Source organism: Microvirga medicaginis, from assembly GCF_052658925.1.
Map to the genome: position 1 here is coordinate 141,954 of NZ_JBQWEL010000009.1, position 20,300 is coordinate 162,253.

Here is a 20,300-nt window from a genome sequence, read left to right on the forward strand (position 1 = left end):
GTCCCCCTCTCCAGGACGAGAATTGAGCACGCTGATTGAAAAAGCGGCAGAGATTGGAGGCGAGACCGCAACTGCCTTTCAGTTCTCTTGCACAAAAAAAGCGGCTGAACGGAAACCGCTCACCCGCCATGTTGTCCGCTATGGAGTGGAATTAGACGTATGCTGCCGTCTGATAGGCCCGCTCGTAGACTTGCCTATATTTAGAGGCGGAGCGGTCCCAGCCATGAGGCCTGTTCATCGCGGCCCGACGCATGGCCGAGAGGCGCTGCCGTGAACGGAAGGTCTCAAGGCCCCGCCTGATCGCATCGGTGAACCGATGGACACAGGGCGCTCCGAAAAGAAAACCATTCACGCCATCCTCAATGGTGTCGGCCAGACCGCCCGTTTTATGAGCAATCGGCAAAGATCCGAAACGCTGAGCATACATCTGGCTCAATCCGCAAGGCTCGAAACGGGACGGCATGAGAAGGAAATCGCTGCCGGCATACATGCGGCGCGCATCACCCTCGTCATAGCCTATCTTCACGCCCACCGAGCCCGGATGGCGATGAGCAAGAGCCTGGAGTTCCGCTTCGAAACGGGGTTCGCCCTGACCGATGACGGCGATCTGCCCGCCTTGCGACACGATGGTTTCGGCCGCTGAAATCGCGAGATCCACACCCTTCTGATGGACGAGACGGGAAACGACGGCGAAAAGCGGGCCATTGGAGAGATCAAGCCCGAAGCTCTTGCGCACGTTGCTGGCATTGGCGCGCTTGCCCCGGACATTCTCTGCCGAGAAGCGACTCACCAGATAAGGATCCTTGGCGGGATCCCAGCTCGGATCGATGCCATTGATGATGCCATCGAGACGACCTTGGCTCGCGCGCGTTCTCAAGAGACCATCGAGGCCGCAGCCGAACTCGGGCCGGGTGATCTCCTGAGCGTAGGTCGCACTCACGGTCGTAATATGGGACGCATAGAAGATTCCTGCCTTCAGGAAAGACAGCTTTCCATGAAACTCCACGCCATTGATGTGAAAAGCGGCATCCGGAATGCCGAGACGCGATAACCGATCGCGTTCGAAGATGCCCTGATAGGCAAGATTGTGAATGGTGAGAATGGTCGGGATATGCTCCCCGCGCCAAGAGAGGTACGCAGCTGCTAATCCCGATGGCCAATCATTGAGATGCAGAAGGTCTGCACGCCATAGAGGATCGCCGTTGCCGCAGGCAATGTCGGCTGCTGCCAGGCCAAGACGCGCAAATCGGATATCGTTGTCGCTCCAGTCCACACCAAAAGGATCGACATAGGGCGATCCGTCACGCTCATACAACTCGGGACACAGAAGGACATAGACGGTCAACCCGTCCTTCGTCATCCCACGGCCAAGGCCACATGCCGGAATACCGAAAGAGGCCGGCAGCCGCGCAATCTCCTCGACCGACCCGATTTGCGAGAGAACCTGTCGGTATCCTGGTATCAGAATACGGACATCATAGTGATGCCGCAGCGCTCGCGGCAAGGCAGCCGAAACTTCCCCGAGACCACCCGCCTTTACGTAGTCGGCTATTTCGGATGTCACGAAAAGGATGGATTGTTTACGCGTTACTGAAATCGAAGGCGGACGATCATGATGCAGCTCGGCATGTGCTACCGTCGCGAAAGCCGCACCAGCTTCCGGTTGAAATGTTTCCAACATGTTATCACGAGGGCGCGCTCCCCAATGACCCCCGCGCCCAAAGCAGGTCAGGTTGTTTAACGCTCATTCCCGCAGAAGGTTCCACAAAAATTCTGATTATTGTTAGCTAACCCGGGCGCGGCGATTATGTCGCAGGATCCTTGGAACTTTTCGCCGAGAGCATCTCGCATTGTGAAAATGATTCCCGCAACCTTAGCCGTCACTTTTCAAGGGCCGGGAACATTGCACAGCGAAGCTCGTTCGCAAGTGCCTCGATTACAAGTGCCCCGATTATTGGGAGATCCCATGCAGCGTATTCACCCGATGCCTTTCGGGACGGAGATCACGATAGATGGTGTTCGCTTTGCCCTCTGGGCACCCACCGCGAGTGAGGTTAAGCTTGTGCTTGACGGGGCAGATCAGGCGATGGAAATCCACGAGGATGGCTGGTATCGCCTCGTCTCGTCCCATGCTCGGGCAGGCAGCCGTTACGGCTACAGGGTCGATGGAAATCTTGTGGTGCCGGATCCCGCCTCCCGCTTTCAGCCGGACGACGTGCACGGGTTGAGTCTTGTTGTCGACCCACGCTCCTATGAGTGGTCAGACACCTCCTGGAGTGGGCGCCCCTGGGAAGAGGCCGTCATCTACGAAGTGCATGTGGGCACGGCAACGCCTGAAGGCACTTATGCAAGCCTCGTGAAAAAGCTGGATGCTCTGCGCGATCTGGGCATCACGGCTATCGAACTGATGCCGATTGCCGAATTCCCTGGCCGCCGGAACTGGGGATATGACGGCGTCCTTCCCTATGCCCCGGATGCTGCCTATGGCCGTCCGGAAGACTTGAAGCGGCTTATCGACCATGCGCACGAGCTTGGGCTGATGATGTTCCTCGATGTGGTCTATAATCACTTCGGCCCATCCGGGAATTATCTCCACGCCTATGCGAAACCTTTCTTCACGGAACGGCACCCGACGCCTTGGGGTGCCGGTATCAACGTGGATGGCGAAGGCGCTCGCTTCGTGCGCGACTTCTTTATTCATAACGCGCTCTACTGGCTGGAAGAGTATCATTTCGACGGGCTTCGCTTCGATGCGGTTCACGCCATCGTCGACGACAGCAGGCCGCACTTCCTTGAGGAACTCGCCACACGCATCCGTCAGTCCATTCGGGACCGACACATCCATCTCGTTCTGGAGAACGAAGCCAATCAGGCGCGCTGGCTCGAGCGGCACTCTGACAGAAGCCCTCGCCTCCACACGGCGCAATGGGCGGATGACATTCATAATTCCTGGCATGCCCTGCTGACCGGGGAGAATGAAGGTTACTACCAGGATTATGCGGACGAGCCTCTTAGGCGACTCGGCCGCGCGCTCGCCGAGGGCTTTGCCTATCAGGGTGATCCATCGGCCCATAAGCCGGGCGTCATCCGAGGAGAGTCCTCCGCTCATCTGCCGCCGACAGCTTTCGTATCCTTCCTTCAGAATCATGATCAGGTCGGCAACCGCGCGTTCGGGGAGCGCCTCTCCCATCTTGTCCCACAGGATCGCCTAGCACTGGCGCAGGCCATCTTTCTTCTCTCACCCCAGATTCCGCTGATCTTCATGGGTGAGGAATGGTCAGCATCAACCCCGTTCCAGTTCTTCGTCGACTTCGAGTCGGAGCCCGATCTCGCCAAGGCCGTGCGAGAGGGGCGCCGGGGTGAGTTCAAGCACTTCAAAGCCTTTGCCGATCCTGACACAGCACAGAGCATTCCTGATCCAACGGACTCTGCGACTTTCGAGCGCTCCAGGATCGACTGGGCGGAGCCCGAGCGCTCTCCCCATCGGGAAGCCCTGTTGGAGACAAAGCGCCTGCTGAAACTGCGGAAAGACGAGATCCTGCCTCTCCTCAGAAGCGAATATCGCGGTTCTCGCTACACGATCTCACCTGAGAGCATGCTTGATGTCACCTGGGCATTTGCGGGCGCAAAACTCCGCCTGCTGGCGAACTTCGGAGATCGGCCTATGTCCATCGACATCGGAAACGATGTCCAGGTGCTCTGGTCAAATTCAGGTCCTTCCGATGGAAACGCGCAGCTCGAACCCTGGAAGGGCATGATCGTGAAAGAGGCATCGGCATGAGCAAGCTGGATGCTCTCTTGGAGCGCATGGCTGAACTGGTCGGCATTTCACCGGACTACGCCGATGCCTTCGGGCGGAGCATCGAGACGAGCCCGGAAACACGCAACGCCCTTCTGGCGGCTCTCGGTCTCAGGATCGGCTCCGAAGATGAAGCGCAGCAGAGCCTTGCCCGGCTCGAAGGATTGAAAGCAGGTCCAATCCCTGCCGTCGTTTCGATTTCCTCCGATCGTCCAGCAATCATCCCACTTCGCGGCAAAGTCGAGCAGGCCGGCTGGGTGGTCACGGAAGAGACGGGAGCGACACATGAAGGAACTCTCCCGAAAGGCGAAGCGGCGCTGAATATCCCTGCCCTGCCCATGGGCTATCATCGCCTGCAGATCGGAGAGTTTGAAGCGACGATCATCTCAGCACCCGACGCCTGCTGGCAGCCTCAGGCATTCGAAGGTCGGAAGCGTCTGTGGGGAGCCACTGCTCAGATCTACTCTCTGCACTCGGAGAACGACCTCGGCATCGGCGATTATACGGACATCGCCCTCCTCGCTGAAGGTGTCGGAACACTTGGCGGAGCCTTCCTCGGCCTCAGCCCCGTTCATGCGCTCTTCTCAGCCGACCGCGCGAAGATCTCGCCCTATTCGCCCTCCTCCCGTCTTTTCCTGGAAGCACTTTATATTGATCCGACCCGTGTAGAAGGTTTCGCCGAGAGTGGGGCCAGGCAGATCTTGAAACAGAAGGATGTTCAGGAGCGCTTGTTCCGTCTTCAGAGCGCCCAGCTCATTGATTATACGGAGGCTTGGGCGATCAAGCGTCCGATGCTTGATGCCTTGTGGAGCCACTTTCAGAAATCCGGCGACCATGCTGCGTTCGAAGCCTTCAGGCGCGCAGGAGGAGAAGCACTTGAAGCGCATGCGACATTCGAGGCTCTTTCCGAGTATCTTCATGAGCAGGGACACACGTGGGTCGGCGAGTGGCCTGAGGCCTACCGCGATATCCATTCAACCGAGATCGAGCGCTTTCGCGACGATCGTCGGGAATGCGTCTCGTTTTATGTGTGGCTTCAATGGCTGGCAGACCGTCAACTGGCACAAGCGGCCGAGCGCGCACGGGCCGCTGGCCTGACGATCGGCCTTTATCGCGATCTTGCCGTCGGGGCTGACGGCGGCGGCTCTGAAATCTGGGCGACGCCCGATCGATTTGCGCCTGGGCTCGCTGTCGGAGCGCCTCCCGATCCTCTTGGGCCACAAGGTCAGAACTGGGGCCTGCCGCCCTTCAATCCCCTGACATTGGAAGAACAAGGCCTGGCAGCCTTCCGCGATCTTGTGGCGGCGAACATGCGCCATGCCGGTGCGATACGCATCGACCACGCCTTTCAGCTGCAACGCCTCTTCCTCATTCCATCTGGCGCGCCGGCATCGCAAGGGGCCTATGTCGATTATCCGTTCGGCGCCATGCTCGCGGTTCTGCGCATCGAAAGTCATCGCGCCCACTGCCTTGTCATCGCGGAAGATCTTGGAACGGCCCCAGAGGGCTTTTCGGATGCCATCATGGCATCGGGTCTTCTCAGCTATCGTGTCCTGCCCTTCGAGCGTGACGGGGCCGACTTCAAGAAGCCGGAGGATTATCCACGCTCAGCCCTTTCCGTCCTGACGACCCATGACCTTCCCACATTCACCGGATGGTGGCGAGGACTCGATATTGACCTGCGGCAGACGCTCGGTGTGTTCGACCCTGAGACAGCAGCAAATGAACGTGCTGCGCGCCAAGCGGATAAGCAGCACTTCACGAAAGCTCTTGCCGAAGAAGGCCTTCTCTCATCAACGAGCACGCCGGATGAACCACCGCTCGAAGGAGCTGTGCGCTATCTCGCACGGACCTCATGTGTGCTGACGGCCTTGCAAGTTGAGGATGCCTCGGGCGAGCTGAACCAGCCAAACATGCCAGGCATGGATGCAGGCCACCCCAACTGGCGCCGGCGTCTTTCGAACACGATCGACGACATTACGGCTCCCGGTCAGCTGATGGCGAAGTTATCCGTCGCTCTGACGGAAGAAGGACGGGACGCGCGGCCCCGGAGAAATGCCCTCGCATCTCCGCCACCTCGCGCCACATACCGGCTGCAATTTCATAGGGACTTCACCTTTGATGATGCCGTCAGGATCGTGCCGTACCTGGCCAAGCTCGGCATCAGCCATGTCTACGCATCGCCCATTCACGCGGCCAGCCCTGGCTCGACGCATGGCTACGACATCGTCGATCACTCCGCCATCAATCCGGAACTTGGCGGCGAGGAGGGATTCCTCCGCCTGTCGGATGCATTGACGGCCCACGGCCTAAAACTTCTGCTCGATATCGTGCCCAATCATATGGGCGTGGGCGGGAGCGCCAATGGCTGGTGGCTGTCGGTGCTGGAATGGGGGCGGCTTTCGCCTGCGGCTGATGCCTTCGACATCGATTGGGAGAGACCCGGAGCTCAGGGCAAGCTGATCGTGCCTGTTCTCGGCAGTCTTTACGGCGAGGCCCTGGAAAAGGGCGAGCTGCAACTGAAATTCGACGCCAATGAAGGCAATTTCAGCGTCTGGCATTGGGAGCACCGGCTGCCTATCTGCCCGACAACCTATCCCATGGTGCTCGACCAAGCCTTGGCTGCTCTCGATGAAAGAGCAAAGGCCGGTGACCTGCTGGCACTGACGGAACGCCTGCGCGCCATGGGCGAGCCGACATCGTTGGAGCATCCCTCCTCACTGCAGGAAGAAGGTGAGCAGCTGAAACGGCAATTGTCGCGCATTGCTGCCGATCAGCCATCGATCAGGAAAGCGATCGACCATGCCTTGAAGTTTCTCAATGGCACTCAAGGCCTTCCTGACAGCTTCAATGCCCTGCACCGCCTTCTCGAAGCTCAATCCTACCGCCTGGCCTATTGGCGGGTTGCGTCGAGCGATATCAACTATCGCCGTTTCTTCGACATCAACAATCTCGCAGGCATGCGGGTCGAGGTTCCGGAGGTTTTCGAACGGACGCACGAGCTCATCTTGCGTCTGGTGAAGGAGAACCGGATTCATGGTCTGCGGATCGACCACATCGACGGCCTTGCCGACCCGGAAGGATATGCTCGCGCGCTGCAGCGCAAGGTAGGCCCCGGGTTCTATGTCGTCGTCGAGAAAATTCTGGAGCCCGGAGAGCAACTGCGTCCCTGGCCTGTTGCCGGCACGACCGGATATGACGCTCTCAACCTGATTGACGGCGTTCTTCTCGACGAGCAGGCAGGCGAAACCTTCGAACGTATCTACCGCGGGGCATCCGGCCCTGCGGATGAGTATGACGATCTGCTGAAGCAGGCAAAGCTCGAAATGACACAATCGAATTTTGCCGGTGAGCTTGAGGTCCTGGTCTCCGACATCAAGACAATTGCGGATGCCAGTCGCCACACCCGGGACTACACGGCTTATGCCCTGCGTCGGGCTCTGGTGGAGATCATCGCTGTTTTCCCGGTCTATCGCAGCTATCTTGGCGAAGGCGAGCCTTCACTCGCGGATGTCCACCTCGTCGAGGGAGCCGTCCAAGCCGCCAAGCAGTCCAGCGCCCTGCCCGACCGAAGCGTGCATGACTTCATTGCTGCGGTTCTATTCGGCAGGGGGCAAGCAGCCGATCCCGCTGACGTCCGACGCTTCCGCCGGCGCTTCCAGCAGCTGACCGGCCCGGTCATGGCCAAGAGCCTGGAGGACACTCTGTTCTACCGTTATGGGCGCCTCATTGCCTTGAACGAGGTCGGTGGCGATCCGGGGCATTTTGGTCTTACCTTGCAAGAATTCCACGAGGCCAATGCCAAAAGGGCGAGCGACTGGCCCTATGCCATGATTGCGACCGCCACTCACGACACGAAACGCGGCGAGGATGCCCGCGCCCGCCTGCTGGCGCTCTCCGAAATACCCGAGGAATGGGAAGAAGCCGTCAGCCTCTGGCGTGAGGCCATCTCGCCTTATCTCTCCGACGTGAACGGCTCCGCTGCCCCGGATGCGAATGATCAAGTGATCCTGCTTCAGGCACTCCTCGGCGCATGGCCACTGGAGCTTCTCGATGGGGATGACGGCCAAAAGCTGGCATCCTTTCATGAACGCATGAAAGGCTATGTCACCAAAGCTCTTCGGGAGGCCAAGCGGCAGACGAGTTGGGTCAATCCGAATAACGAGTACGAAGAGGCAGCGCTGAGCGTGCTACAGGCCGTGCTCGACCCGAAAGGCGGAGTCCTCGATCGGCTGCGGCCCCTTGCCCGGCGTATTTCTGTCCTCGGCATGCTGAACGGTCTCTCGCGCACCATCCTTAAAATGACCCTGCCGGGGGTGCCTGATATCTACCAGGGGACGGAGTTCTGGGATTTTTCTCTCGTCGATCCCGACAATCGCAGGCCCGTCGATTATACTGCCCGCGCTCGGGCGCTTGCTGAGATACCATCTCTGGAGGCACTCCTATCTGAATGGCAGGATGGCCGCGTCAAGCAGTCCATTCTCGCACGCCTTCTGCAGGATCGAGCCTCGACACCCAGCCTCTATGCCGATGGTGATTATCAGGCGATACCGGTTGAGGGCGAGCGTGCCTCCCATGTGATTGCCTTCATGAGGCAGCACGGCGACGGCAAACTCGCCGTCATTGTTCCTCGCCATTGGAACAGCCTCGTCAGTACAGACCGCCCCAAGTTCGACCCTGCAATGTGGAGCGGGTTGGGTCTCGCCTTGCCTGACGGCCAGTGGCGGAATGTGATAACGGGCCAGGTTAGCACCATTATGGCCGGTGGACAGGACCTGGGCGAGCTTTTGTCCTCCTTCCCCTTTGCGGTCTTAAAGCAGGATCGATCCACATGAGGACTTGCGCCACGCAGTGCTTACCCTCACCTCCCTTCGCCCTCCTCCGTCTGGTCGCGGATCGGGTCCGCCCCATAATGGTGTTCTCTCGTGATGCAAGAACGCCGCCACGAAGACTCATCAATGGCAGCGGAAGAACGACCAAGGGAAAGTCAGCATGGCCCAGCGCAGGGGTGGATCGCAGAGCGTGAAGGAGCGTTCGGTCGAGCCGCAATCGGTTGCTGACATCATCGCATCCGGTGACCCCTTTTCCGTGCTCGGTCCTCACGAGATTTTACCGGGCACCTGGGAAGTCAGAGCCATCATTCCCCATGCGGATGCGGTCACTGTCGTCGCGCGTGACGGACAGACTGCTCTCGTTCCTATGGAGAGGAGGCTTGCCGATGGGCTGTTCGTCGGTACTCTGAATACTTCGGAACGTCCGGATTACAGGCTGAAGGTCGAGAGCCAGGACCATGTGGAGATCAGGCACGATCCCTACAGCTTCGGAACTTTCCTTTCCCATCACGATGTCGCGCAGCTCCGCGATCCCGGCAGCAATGCGATCTACCGAAAGCTCGGCGCCCATCATCTGGATTTGGGGGGCATCCAAGGCTTTCTGTTCGCCGTGTGGGCTCCGAACGCATTGCGCGTGAGCGTCGTCGGCGAGTTCAACAACTGGGACGGACGGTGCCACCCGATGCGGCGACGCCATGAGGGTGGCGTTTGGGAGCTCTTCATTCCCGACGTCATGGCGGGCCAGCGCTACAAGTTCGAGATCGTCGGCCTTCACGGAAATCTGCTGGCGCTCAAAGCCGATCCTCTCGCCTTTATGGCTGAGCATCCTCCCGCCACTGCCTCCATTCTCAAGGACACTCCAGAGTTCGCGTGGAACGATGGGGCATGGATGAGGGCCCGCGCCGCGCAGAACCAGCGCAAGGCGCCCATGTCCATCTATGAATGCCATCTCGGATCCTGGGCGCGCGTGCCGGAGGAAGGCAACCGCTATCTCACCTATCGCGAGCTGGCCGTCAGGCTCATCCCTTATGTGAAGGGTCTGGGCTTCACGCATATCGAGCTCTTGCCGATCACCGAATATCCTTTCGACGGGTCCTGGGGCTATCAGCCGATCTCCCTTTATGCACCCACGAGCCGCTTCGGCACGCCTGAGGATTTTGCAGCATTCGTGGAAGCGGCCCATGCTGCCGGAATCGGCATCATCCTCGATTGGGTGCCGGCCCATTTTCCGAACGATCCGCATGGCCTGAGCTATTTCGACGGCACGCATCTCTATGAGCATGCCGATCCGCGTCTCGGATTCCATCAGGATTGGGGCACCCACATCTACAATTACGAGCGGCAGGAGGTTGCCACTTTCCTCGTCGCGAATGCCCGCTTCTGGCTGGAGCGCTACCACCTCGATGGCTTGCGTGTCGATGCGGTGGCCTCGATGCTCTATCTCGACTACTCCCGCAAACCTGGCGAGTGGATTCCCAATCGATACGGCGGCAACGAGAATTTGGGGGCGATCGACTTCCTGCGCCGCATGAACGAGGTCGCCTATGCCTCGGCGCCGGGGGCTATCACCATCGCTGAGGAATCCACCGCATGGCCCGGCGTTTCGCAGCCGACCTACACCGGCGGTCTTGGCTTTGGCTTCAAGTGGAACATGGGGTGGATGCACGACACCCTGCGCTACATCACCAAGGACCCGATCTTCCGCCGTTATCACCACCACGATCTGACGTTCGGTCTTCTCTACGCTTTCTCGGAGAACTTCATTCTGCCGCTCAGCCATGACGAGGTCGTTCATGGCAAAGGCTCACTCATCGGCAAGATGCCCGGCGATCAATGGCAGCGTTTTGCGAACCTGCGCGCCTATTTCGGGTTCATGTGGGGGCATCCGGGAAAGAAGCTGCTGTTCATGGGCGGAGAATTTGCCCAGGAGCAGGAATGGAACCACGACCAGAGCCTCGACTGGCACCTTCTGGACGATCCCTACCACAAGGGTGTCCAGACGCTCATCCGTGATCTCAATGCCGCCTATCGCTCTGTTCCGGCACTGCATGAACGCGACTGCGAGTGGAAAGGCTTCGAGTGGATCGTCTCCGATGACAGAGACAACAGCGTCATCGCGTGGCTGCGGCGGGGCGATGACGAGAATTCCATCGCGGTGGTTGTCTCCAACTTCACCCCTGTTCCGCGGGAGGAATACCGCATCGGCGTGCCGTTGCCCGGTTTCTATCGGGAGGTCGTAAATACGGATGCCTCAGTCTACGGAGGCTGCAATGTCGGCAATCTCGGAGGGGTTTCGGCCGAGGAGACGCCGAGTCATGGGCGCCCCTGCTCCCTCTGTCTCACCATCCCGCCTCTGGCCACTCTCATCCTGGTTCTCGAGCGCGCCTGATTGGCGGAAAGCATATTGTCGAGCTTCCCACGGGACTTCCAGCCTCCTGGCGCGTTGATGATGTGAACCGATCTGCTCCGCTTCCTGAGACCCGCGATGAACGACAAAATCGAGATCCGAGAACCTGCCCCAGTCGACATCGTTACTCCAACTGTTCGGCGGACATCCCGACTTCGGGAGGGACTGCCCTACCCTCTGGGAGCGACCTGGGACGGCCTTGGCGTGAACTTCGCCCTTTTCTCCGCCAATGCCACGAAGGTCGAGCTTTGCCTCTTCGACCTTGAAGGCAAGCGCGAACTGGAGCGGATCGAATTGCCGGAATATACGGACGAAGTCTGGCACGGCTACCTGCCGGATGCGCGTCCCGGCACCACCTATGGTTACCGTGTGCACGGGCCTTACGAGCCCGATGCCGGACATCGCTTCAACCACAACAAGCTGCTTCTCGATCCTTACGCCAAGCAGATCATCGGTCACTTGAGGTGGGACCCAGCCCTGTTCGGCTACAAGGTCGGTTCGCCCGACGCGGATCTGTCTTTCGACGAGCGCGACAGCGCAGCCTTCATGCCCAAATGCCGTGTGATCGACACGGCCTTCACATGGGGGAGTGAACGCAGGCCGCAGATTCCATGGGAGCGCACGATCATCTATGAGGCGCATCTGCGCGGTTTCACTATGAAGCATCCCGCGATCCCGAAAGAGTTCCGCGGCACTTTCACGGGCCTGATGCATCATGAATCGATCAACTACATCAAGAGCCTTGGCGTCACTACCGTCGAACTCCTGCCGATCCACGCCTTCGTGGACGACAGTTACCTGATCGAGAAAAATCTACGCAATTACTGGGGTTATAACACCATTGGTTTCTTTGCCCCGCAGCCGCGTTATCTCGCGAGCCCATTCGTGAACGAAGTGAAGGAAATGGTCAGCCATTTCCACGATGCCGGGATCGAGGTGATCCTCGACGTTGTCTATAACCACACGGCTGAAGGGAACGAGTTGGGCCCAACCCTTTCCTTCAAGGGCATCGATAATGCCTCCTACTACAGACTTGCTCCCGAGAAGCGCTACTACATCAACGATACCGGCACCGGGAACACGGTCAACTTGAGCCATTCGCGGGTCCTGCAAATGGTCACCGACAGCCTGCGCTATTGGGCGCAGGAGGTCCATGTGGACGGTTTCCGCTTTGACCTTGCCACCATCCTCGCCCGTGAGCCCCATGGCTTCGAGGAGGATGGACGCTTTCTCGATGCCGTAAGGCAGGATCCCGTGCTCAGTCGCATCAAGCTGATCGCCGAGCCGTGGGATTGCGGCCCCGGCGGCTATCAGGTCGGGCGCTTCTCTCCCGGCTGGGCTGAATGGAATGACCGCTACCGCGATACAGTCCGCGCCTATTGGAAGGGGGAAGATGGACAATTACCGGGGCTCGCTTCTCGCATCACTGCCTCTGCGGACCTCTTCAACAAGCGTGGCCGCAAGCCTTGGGCCTCAGTGAACTTCATCACAGCCCATGACGGCTTCACGCTCCGCGACCTCGTCTCCTACAACGACAAGCACAACGAGGCGAACGGCGAGGACAACAAGGACGGACACGATCATAATCTCTCCTGGAACCACGGCGTCGAAGGCGAGACGAACGATCCCGAGATCCGCGCCTTGCGCTTCCGGCAGATGCGCAACATGCTCGCCACCCTGATCTTCTCCCAGGGCACACCCATGTTGCTGGCAGGTGATGAATTTGCCCGCACGCAGCACGGCAACAACAATGCCTATGCGCAGGACAACGACATCTCCTGGATCGACTGGGAAGGAGTCGACGAGGATGGCGCGGAACTCTTCGAGTTCACCCGCAGGCTGATCCAGCTGCGCCAGAGCCTGCCGATCCTTCGCCGCGGGCGTTTCCTCTCTGGCGTCTACAACGAGGAACTTGACGTCAAGGATGTGACATGGCTCACACCTTCAGGCGATGAAATGACTCCCGTGCATTGGGAAGATCCTCACGCCCGCTGCCTCCTTATCCTGCTGGACGGCCGTGCACAGCCGACAGGCATCCGCAAGCGCGGTACGGACGTGACCTTGCTCCTGATCCTCAACGCCCATCATGATGTGGTGAAGTGCAAGCTCCCCGCCGTCACCGGCGGTCGGGCATGGGCATGCCTTGTCGACACGAACAGGCCGGACTTGAATGTCCCTACATCCTTCAATTTCGACAAGGTATACACGGTAACCGGTCGTTCGCTGCTGCTGTTCCAACTTCAGCCGGAGGAGCAACCGAAGAAGAAGCGGAGTACCGGATAGATGTTCTCAGACTTCCTCGAGGCATGAGCGATAGAGATGGACATATTGGCGGGCAGCCCTGTCCCATCCAACCTCCGCTGCCATGCCGTTTCTTTGCAGCCGACGCCAGGCCTCCATGTCAGACCAGAGGATCTTGGCCCGGTTGGTTGCATCGATGAGGCCCGTCAGATTGACGGGTGAAAACTGGAAGCCCGTGGCGACGCCTGCCGCCACGGCCATTTCATTGGCATCGATGACAGTGTCGGCGAGGCCTCCGACACGAGAGACAATGGGCACATTGCCGTAGTGCAAGGCGCAGAGCTGTGTCAGCCCGCAGGGTTCGAAACGGGAGGGCACGAACAAGGCATCGCTTCCACCCTGGATCAGGTGCGCCAAGCCTTCGTCATAGCCGAAGAAACAGCCCACCTGTCCCGGATAAACGATGGAGGCGGTTCGAAAACTCTCCTCAAGCGTCCGCTCACCGGCGCCCAGGAGAGCAAGCTGCGCTCCATCCGCCAGAAGTGCAGGCAAGGCCGCGAGCACGAGATCGAGCCCCTTTTGCTCGGACAGGCGGCTCACCACGCCGAAGAGCATCGCGTCGGGATCCTCATCGAGACCAAGCCGCTGCTGCAGAGCCCGCTTGTTGGCATCGCGCCTGTCCAGTGCGTCACGGCTGAATGCCGCAGCAAGAGAAGGATCCCTCGCAGGATTCCAGACGTCTTCATCAATTCCATTGAGAATGCCGGAAACGTCCTTTGATCGGGAGCGCAGAAGACCGTCGAGACCCATTCCACCTTCAGGCGTTTGAATTTCCTTCGCATAAGTCGGAGACACTGTCGTAATGCGATCCGCAAGCAGCAAGCCTGACTTCAGGAATCCGATCTGACCGTAATACTCGACTCCGTCCACCGTGAAGGAATGGGGCGGAAGGCCCAGTTCGTAGAGCAGATCCGCGGGAAAGATCCCTTGAAAGGCGATGTTGTGGATCGTCACGACCGTGCCCGGCCGGGGCATATCGCTGTAATGCAGATAGGCTGGGGCGAGTCCTGCCTGCCAGTCATGGGCATGGACGATATCAGGAAGGAAGCCGGGCACATGACCCTGCCCGATATCGGCAGCCACCCGTCCCAGAGCCGCGAAGCGCCTCGCATTGTCCGGCCAGTCCCGCCCGTCAGGCGTCAGATACGGCGAACCTGGGCGCTCGTAGAGATGCGGCGCATCGATGACGAAGAGATCAAGCCCCTTCACCGTCGCCGAGAGGAGACGAGCCGAGCCTCCGAAAAGATGCGGATATTCACGAACCGTTTCAGTGTGCCCCAGCGCTTTCAGGACAGCGGGGTAGCCGGGAAGAAGGGAGATGACATCCACTCCCTCGCGGGCCAGCGCGAATGGCAACGCACCGGCCACATCAGCCAAGCCACCTGTCTTGATGATGGGAAACAGCTCCGACGCGACGGACAGAACGCTCAGAGACTTCATCCAGACAGCCTATCGATCATCGGCTTCGTGATAAGGCAGATCCCCCGCTCCGTGCGCCGGAACCGTCGGGCATCCTCGTCAGGATCCTCACCCACCACCAATCCATCCGGGATACGCACGCCACGGTCGATCACCGCGTTCTTCAATCGCGCTCCCCGTCCGATATCGGCATAGGGAAGAATGACCGCGCCCTCCACATGGGCATGGGAATGCAGGTGCACGGCGGTGAAGACAAGGGACTGGCGCAAGGATGCGCCGGAGACAATGCAGCCGCTGGCGACAAGCGAATTGATCGCATATCCACGCCGGCCATCCTCATCGTGCACGAACTTGGCAGGTGGCCAGGTTTCGGAGAAGGTCGAAATCGGCCAGTCGCGGTCATAGAGATCGAGAGTCGGAACGATGGCAGTCAGGTCGATATTGGCCTCCCAATAAGCGTCAACCGTCCCGACGTCGCGCCAATAGGCCGGCGCATCGCTTCCGCCTGCCTCTGCGCCCGAGCGCACGCAGGAAGTGGTGAAGCGATGCGCGACCGCTTTCCCGTGCTCGACGAGATAGGGAATGATGTCCTTGCCGAAGTCCCGGCTCGAGCCTGGGGTAGCCGCATCCCGCCTCAACTGGTCAAACAGGAATCGCGTATTGAAGACGTAGATCCCCATGCTGGCCAGCGCCATGTCAGGTTTGTCGGGCATGCCGGGTGGATCGGCAGGCTTCTCCAGAAACGAGACGATGCGCTCCGTTTCATCGATAGCCATCACGCCGAAGCCCGTTGCTTCCATGCGCGGAACCTCGAGGCAGCCGACGGTCACGTCCGCACCGGAATCCACATGCTGGCGGAGCATGATCTCGTAATCCATCTTGTAGATGTGATCGCCTGCCAGAATGACGATGTATTCGGGATCGATGCTCGCGATGATATCGAGGTTCTGATACACCGCATCCGCCGTTCCCTCATACCACATGGTCTCGGAAACGCGCTGGCTTGCGGGGAGAATGTCGAAGCTCTCATTGCGCTCGGAGCGAAAGAAGTTCCAACCTCTCTGCAGGTGCCGGATGAGGCTGTGCGCCTTGTACTGCGTTGCCACCCCGATGCGCCGAATGCCGGAATTGAGCGCATTGGAAAGGGCAAAATCGATGATACGCGTAGTGCCGCCGAAATAGACGGCGGGCTTGGCGCGAATATCCGTCAGCTCCATGAGCCTGGAACCGCGACCTCCCGCAAGAATGTAAGCCATGGCATGGCGGGCAAGAGGCGCGGAAGCAACGCTCGGGCTTGGCAAGGTAAGGTCCTCATATCAAGGGCGCTGTGTGCCCTGTTTGTAGACTCTGAACCCGGCCGGAAGTTCTCTTGCCTGTTCCGGATTGCAGAGGGAGTTCCTGCCCCATAACCTTCGCATCCATCGCGCGAAGGCTAGAACGCTTCTTGCGTCATATCGTCGGTTTTGTGGATCGCCTCCGTTTCGGAGCAGCGACTGTCTCGCCGGCAGCTTCATTCACCTCCCCGACAGTTGCAGCTGCTTCAGCAGCAGTGCTTCTGCGCCTTCTCGTCTTGGGGGCGGCAGGGCTGCTCAGAACCTCGTCCAGGGTCTCGCTCGTCATTCCGAGGGGGGCCGGATTCGTTTCGACAGGAGCGTCTTCGTCGCTGCCGACGACAGGAAACGAGATGCTGCTGGAGACATCGTCTTGCTCTCCGAGAATCTCGCGTTCTGCCTGATACCAATATTCATCAGCCTGGCCGGGCTGGCTCCCGTGCTGCATCCATAATTCGTACGCCCGTTCCCGGATTCTTTGTTCAAGTTCCTTGTCCATGATCGCCCTTTTGTCCTCACGCCTGCTCTCGCCTGGGAGACAGTGAACCGGATGGCCACTCATCAGGCTTCATCATCAACGCCCGTACGCTGCATAAGTTATTAGGCAGCGTACGCGAATGACAACGGCTCGGGTCGAGCAAGCTTGGGGTTTTTGAGCCTCATTAGGGGATTAATTTTTAGGCGCAGTGGAAAGGGCCCGGCGCGGACTTCGCTACAATATATCGAAAACTGGAACCTTGGCCTCGTACCCGAGTTGCCGATGCAGTTCCGATGACCATGAGCAACGTGCATTTGTTTGATGAGACAGGCGTGCTGACTGGAAGTGTTCCAGGCTTGGAGACCGCGCGGGCATTGTCGCGCCCGATCCTCCAGCCTGGCCGTAATTGCTGGCGCGTCGTGCCTGCGGATCGCGCCTCGGCCCTTATTGACGGGGCAGAGTATTTCACCCAGCTCGAAGCCGCGATGCGCAAAGCGCAGCGCTCGATCATGATCATCGGCTGGGACTTCGACGGCAGCATTCGCCTGCGCCCCGATGTCGATCCGCAGAGTTCGCCCCCGCTCGGCCCCCTCCTGCGCTCGCTTGTGGAGGAGAAGCCTGAACTTGAAATTCGCATCCTCGTCTGGAGCATCGCCGTTGTCCATGCTCCGGGCGCACCGGGCCCTCTGATCTTCGGCGCCGAATGGCAGAACCATCCTCGCCTGAAGCTGCGCCTCGACAAGCACCACCCGCTTTATGCCGCGCATCACCAGAAGGTCGTCTCCATCGACGACAGCCTTGCTTTCGTGGGCGGTATGGATTTGACCGTGAGGCGCTGGGACACGAACGACCACGCCTGCGACAATCCTCACCGCCTCAGAGACGATGGCACGATTTACGATCCGGTTCACGACATCCAGATGGTCGTGACGGGGCCTGCCGCCCATTGCCTCGCAGAACTGGCCTATGAACGCTGGAGGATCGCGACAGGCGAGGAGGTTTCACCCCTGCCCCAGCCTGGGCTGGATCCATGGCCGCCGGATCTTCCCCCTCATTTTACCAACACACCGGTTGCCATCGCGCGAACCTATCCGGCGTGGGGCGTGCATTCCGCCGTGCAGGAGACGGCAGCGCTCAATCTGGACGCTCTCCGCGCAGCGAGCCGATCCATCTACATCGAAGCGCAATATATGACGGCGCCTTACATCGGCGACGTTCTCGAGCAGCACCTTGCCGATCCTGACGGCCCGGAGATCGTCGTGATCCAGACTCATGAATCCCATGGCTGGGCCGAGAAGAAGGTGATGGGCACCAACCGCGACCGTCTCATCCGGCGATTGCGCAAGGCGGACCGGTATGATCGTCTGCGTGTCTACTACCCCGTCGTACCGGCGGAAGACGGCTTCTGCCAGGTGCTGGTTCATTCGAAGCTCATCATCGTGGACGATACGTTCCTGCGCATCGGGTCGTCGAACCTGAATAACCGCTCGATCGGTCTCGACACGGAATGCGACCTCGCTATCGAGGCAACCAATGACGACATACGCCGGACGATTGCGGGCCTGCGAGACCGGCTGTTGGCCGAGCATCTCGGCACTGACCCAGACGTCTTCTCCGGTACGGTTTCGGAAGAACGTGGCTCGCTGATCGCCGCCATCGAGCGCCTGAACGTGAACGGACGTTGCCTTCGTCCCTTCGACGCGATGTACGATGAAGGCCCTGCAGATCCCGCCATAGGCACGAGCCTTCTCGATCCGCTGGAGCCCTTCGAGCCACTCTGGTTCCTGAAAGGGCTGAAAGGCTAAGGCTCACGCCCTCACCGGGGTCTCGCTCCGGCTCGCATGTGCTTGGCTCCTCCGGCGATAAAACAGTTCCGTCAGCCCGAACACAACGATGCCGATGCAGAGCGGAATGAGGAAATAGACGAACCGGAACACCAGAAGCGGTCCGATGAGATCCTGCCCTGGCAGAAGATACATGACCACGCTTTCAATGACGCCGAGGCCACCAGGCACATGGCTGATGAGGGCTGTGGTATTGGCGATCACATAAACGGACGCCACGCCCATATAGGCAACATCCGTGACGGCTGCGAGCGCCTGATGAAGGCATGCGGCAACGCAGGCGAAGTTGACGGAGCCGATGACGATTTGTCCGACGGCAAGACGCAAGGGCGGCATCTCCAGCGCCCAGCGGCGTATCCTGAGAGGCCTCCGCACGAAGGTGGAGAGCACCAGGTAGAGCGCCGGCATGGCCAAGCAGGCAAGGCCAAGCACGATTACGATAGGTTTCGCGAGGCCGGTGATCTCAACCGCCAGGCTCGAGCGCAGCAGGAGCGCCGCGCCTCCCAGGACCATCAGGCCGAGCCCGACCGTGATGCCGCAGAAGAGGATGACCTTCGCCACCTGCTCGGCACTCAGGCCCCAGCGGGTGTAGAAGCGATAGCGCACCGCACCGCTGCTGAGGAAAGCGAGGCCGATATTGTGGCCGAGCGACAGGCTCGTGAAGGAGGCCCAGGCTGCCCGATACCAAGGCTGCGGCCGACCGACATAGCGCAAGGCGAGATAATCGAAGCCGCTCAGACATACGTAGCTGGCCGCTGCGAACGCGCCTGCGGCTCCCAATCGCGCCACTGGGACGGCAAGGACCGCCTCCAGCAACTGGTCCAGGCTGTAGCGGCTGAGCGTGCGGTAGAGCAGGAAAGCGGCGAGGCCGATGGCGACAACCGCGATCAGGGGCTTCCAGATCTTCCGCATCTGTTCTCCGGTCTTTCTGGGCTGATTTCTGGACAAGCGATCCTTGAAAGGACTGGTTCCACCTCTAATCGCGAACGTGTTCCACTCTGGCCTTGTGAACCCTGACCGGCATCACCTGAAACTCGATCATCAAGGGCAGATGATCAGATGCGACACGAGCCACGGCCGAACGGATTGATTCGACCCGGATCACATGGATCGAGTGGCTGACGAAGGCATGATCGATCCGCAGCATGGGCAACCGGGACGGGAATGTCGGCTTCGTGCGATGGAGAGGCACTGCTTTCTGTGCATCACGCAGGCGCAATGCCAAGCGCTGATAGGCCCGCGAACGGGGAGACGCATTGAAATCGCCGAGCAGAATCACGGGCTCGCGGCAGGCATTATGTCCCAGCCATTGCGGCCCGAGGAGGCAATCCACCTGCGCCAGCCGCTCGTTTCGGCGCAATCCCAGGTGGGTCGTGATCACCTGCACGGCTGTTCCACCGAGATTGACGGACGCCCAAAGCGCTCCTCGAGGCTCTGGTGCCAGGCGCCCGATTCTGCCCGGGAGAGGGCCTGCCTTGATCAATTGCGAGGGGCGATGGGTGAGAATGGCGTTGCCATATTCCTCCTCCAGCACGCGCAAGCTGGCATGAAAATGCATTTGCATGCCAAGAGCCTGCGCGATGGCATGGGCCTGATCGACCCCACCGGTGCGCGCCCGCCTCACATCGAGTTCCTGGAGGGCCACGACGTCCGGTTCGTAAGCCGCAACCACGTCGGCAATGCGCCCCGGCGAGAGCCGACCGTCCGTACCAAGACAGCGACGCACGTTATAGGTCAGGATACGCGGCACCTCGTCTCCTTCCATGGGAATTATTACATGTGCAGACAGGGCTGCGGAACGGCAACCTCAGCAGCAATAACCCACGAGCGGCTTAGAATTTCCCCGCCGTCTTCCAGAGAGCGCAACATTATTTTAGAATCGAGAACAG

At 59.7% G+C, this 20,300-nt stretch carries 11 protein-coding genes; 5 read left to right on the forward strand and 6 right to left on the reverse strand.

Going from position 1 to position 20,300, the window contains the following annotated elements; genetic code table 11:
• Positions 1–151: 151 nt before the first annotated feature.
• The gene (gene glgA / locus ACUXUR_RS13670; protein ID WP_445502909.1) at positions 152–1,681 is read right to left on the reverse strand and encodes a glycogen synthase GlgA; all 1,530 of its coding nucleotides are present in this window, start codon (positions 1,679–1,681) and stop codon (positions 152–154) included.
• A 285-nt stretch (positions 1,682–1,966) separates the two neighbouring features.
• Here glgA (ACUXUR_RS13670) and treZ point away from each other — a divergent pair, with 285 nt between their 5' ends.
• From treZ to glgX, 4 genes are all read left to right on the forward strand, one after another.
• A complete protein-coding gene (gene treZ, locus ACUXUR_RS13675) occupies positions 1,967–3,781 on the forward strand; it encodes a malto-oligosyltrehalose trehalohydrolase (RefSeq protein WP_445502910.1) in 1,815 nt (604 codons plus the stop codon).
• On the forward strand, positions 3,778–8,634 hold the full coding sequence (locus ACUXUR_RS13680; protein WP_445502911.1) for a malto-oligosyltrehalose synthase: 4,857 nt from the start codon (positions 3,778–3,780) through the stop codon (positions 8,632–8,634). The genes treZ and ACUXUR_RS13680 overlap by 4 nt, the downstream gene beginning before the upstream one ends.
• A gap of 157 nt (positions 8,635–8,791) precedes the next feature.
• A complete protein-coding gene (gene glgB / locus ACUXUR_RS13685) occupies positions 8,792–11,020 on the forward strand; it encodes a 1,4-alpha-glucan branching protein GlgB (RefSeq protein WP_445502912.1) in 2,229 nt (742 codons plus the stop codon).
• Positions 11,021–11,116: 96 nt separating this feature from the next.
• Positions 11,117–13,321, forward strand: a complete 2,205-nt coding sequence (gene glgX, locus ACUXUR_RS13690; RefSeq protein WP_445502913.1) for a glycogen debranching protein GlgX — start codon at positions 11,117–11,119, stop codon at positions 13,319–13,321.
• A gap of 6 nt (positions 13,322–13,327) precedes the next feature.
• On the opposite strand, the gene glgA (ACUXUR_RS13695) is transcribed toward glgX, so the two are convergent.
• From glgA (ACUXUR_RS13695) to ACUXUR_RS13705, 3 genes are all read right to left on the reverse strand, one after another.
• Positions 13,328–14,779, reverse strand: a complete 1,452-nt coding sequence (gene glgA, locus ACUXUR_RS13695; RefSeq protein WP_445502914.1) for a glycogen synthase GlgA — start codon at positions 14,777–14,779, stop codon at positions 13,328–13,330.
• Positions 14,776–16,059 carry a glucose-1-phosphate adenylyltransferase gene (gene glgC, locus ACUXUR_RS13700; RefSeq protein ID WP_445502915.1) on the reverse strand — a complete coding sequence of 428 codons (1,284 nt, stop codon included), beginning with the start codon at positions 16,057–16,059 and terminating at the stop codon, positions 14,776–14,778. The genes glgA (ACUXUR_RS13695) and glgC overlap by 4 nt, the downstream gene beginning before the upstream one ends.
• 148 nt (positions 16,060–16,207) lie before the next feature.
• Positions 16,208–16,588 (reverse strand): DUF2934 domain-containing protein, encoded by a 381-nt coding sequence (locus ACUXUR_RS13705; RefSeq protein ID WP_445502916.1) that lies wholly within the window; start codon positions 16,586–16,588, stop codon positions 16,208–16,210.
• Between the two features lie 311 nt (positions 16,589–16,899).
• Here ACUXUR_RS13705 and ACUXUR_RS13710 point away from each other — a divergent pair, with 311 nt between their 5' ends.
• Complete coding sequence (locus tag ACUXUR_RS13710; RefSeq protein ID WP_445502917.1) at positions 16,900–18,372, forward strand: phospholipase D-like domain-containing protein; 1,473 nt, start codon at positions 16,900–16,902, stop codon at positions 18,370–18,372.
• A 3-nt stretch (positions 18,373–18,375) separates the two neighbouring features.
• On the opposite strand, the gene ACUXUR_RS13715 is transcribed toward ACUXUR_RS13710, so the two are convergent.
• A complete protein-coding gene (locus ACUXUR_RS13715) occupies positions 18,376–19,323 on the reverse strand; it encodes a putative bifunctional lysylphosphatidylglycerol flippase/synthetase (protein WP_445502918.1) in 948 nt (315 codons plus the stop codon).
• 64 nt (positions 19,324–19,387) lie between these two features.
• Positions 19,388–20,161 carry an endonuclease/exonuclease/phosphatase family protein gene (locus ACUXUR_RS13720; RefSeq protein ID WP_445502919.1) on the reverse strand — a complete coding sequence of 258 codons (774 nt, stop codon included), beginning with the start codon at positions 20,159–20,161 and terminating at the stop codon, positions 19,388–19,390.
• Between the last annotated feature and the right edge of the window lie 139 nt (positions 20,162–20,300).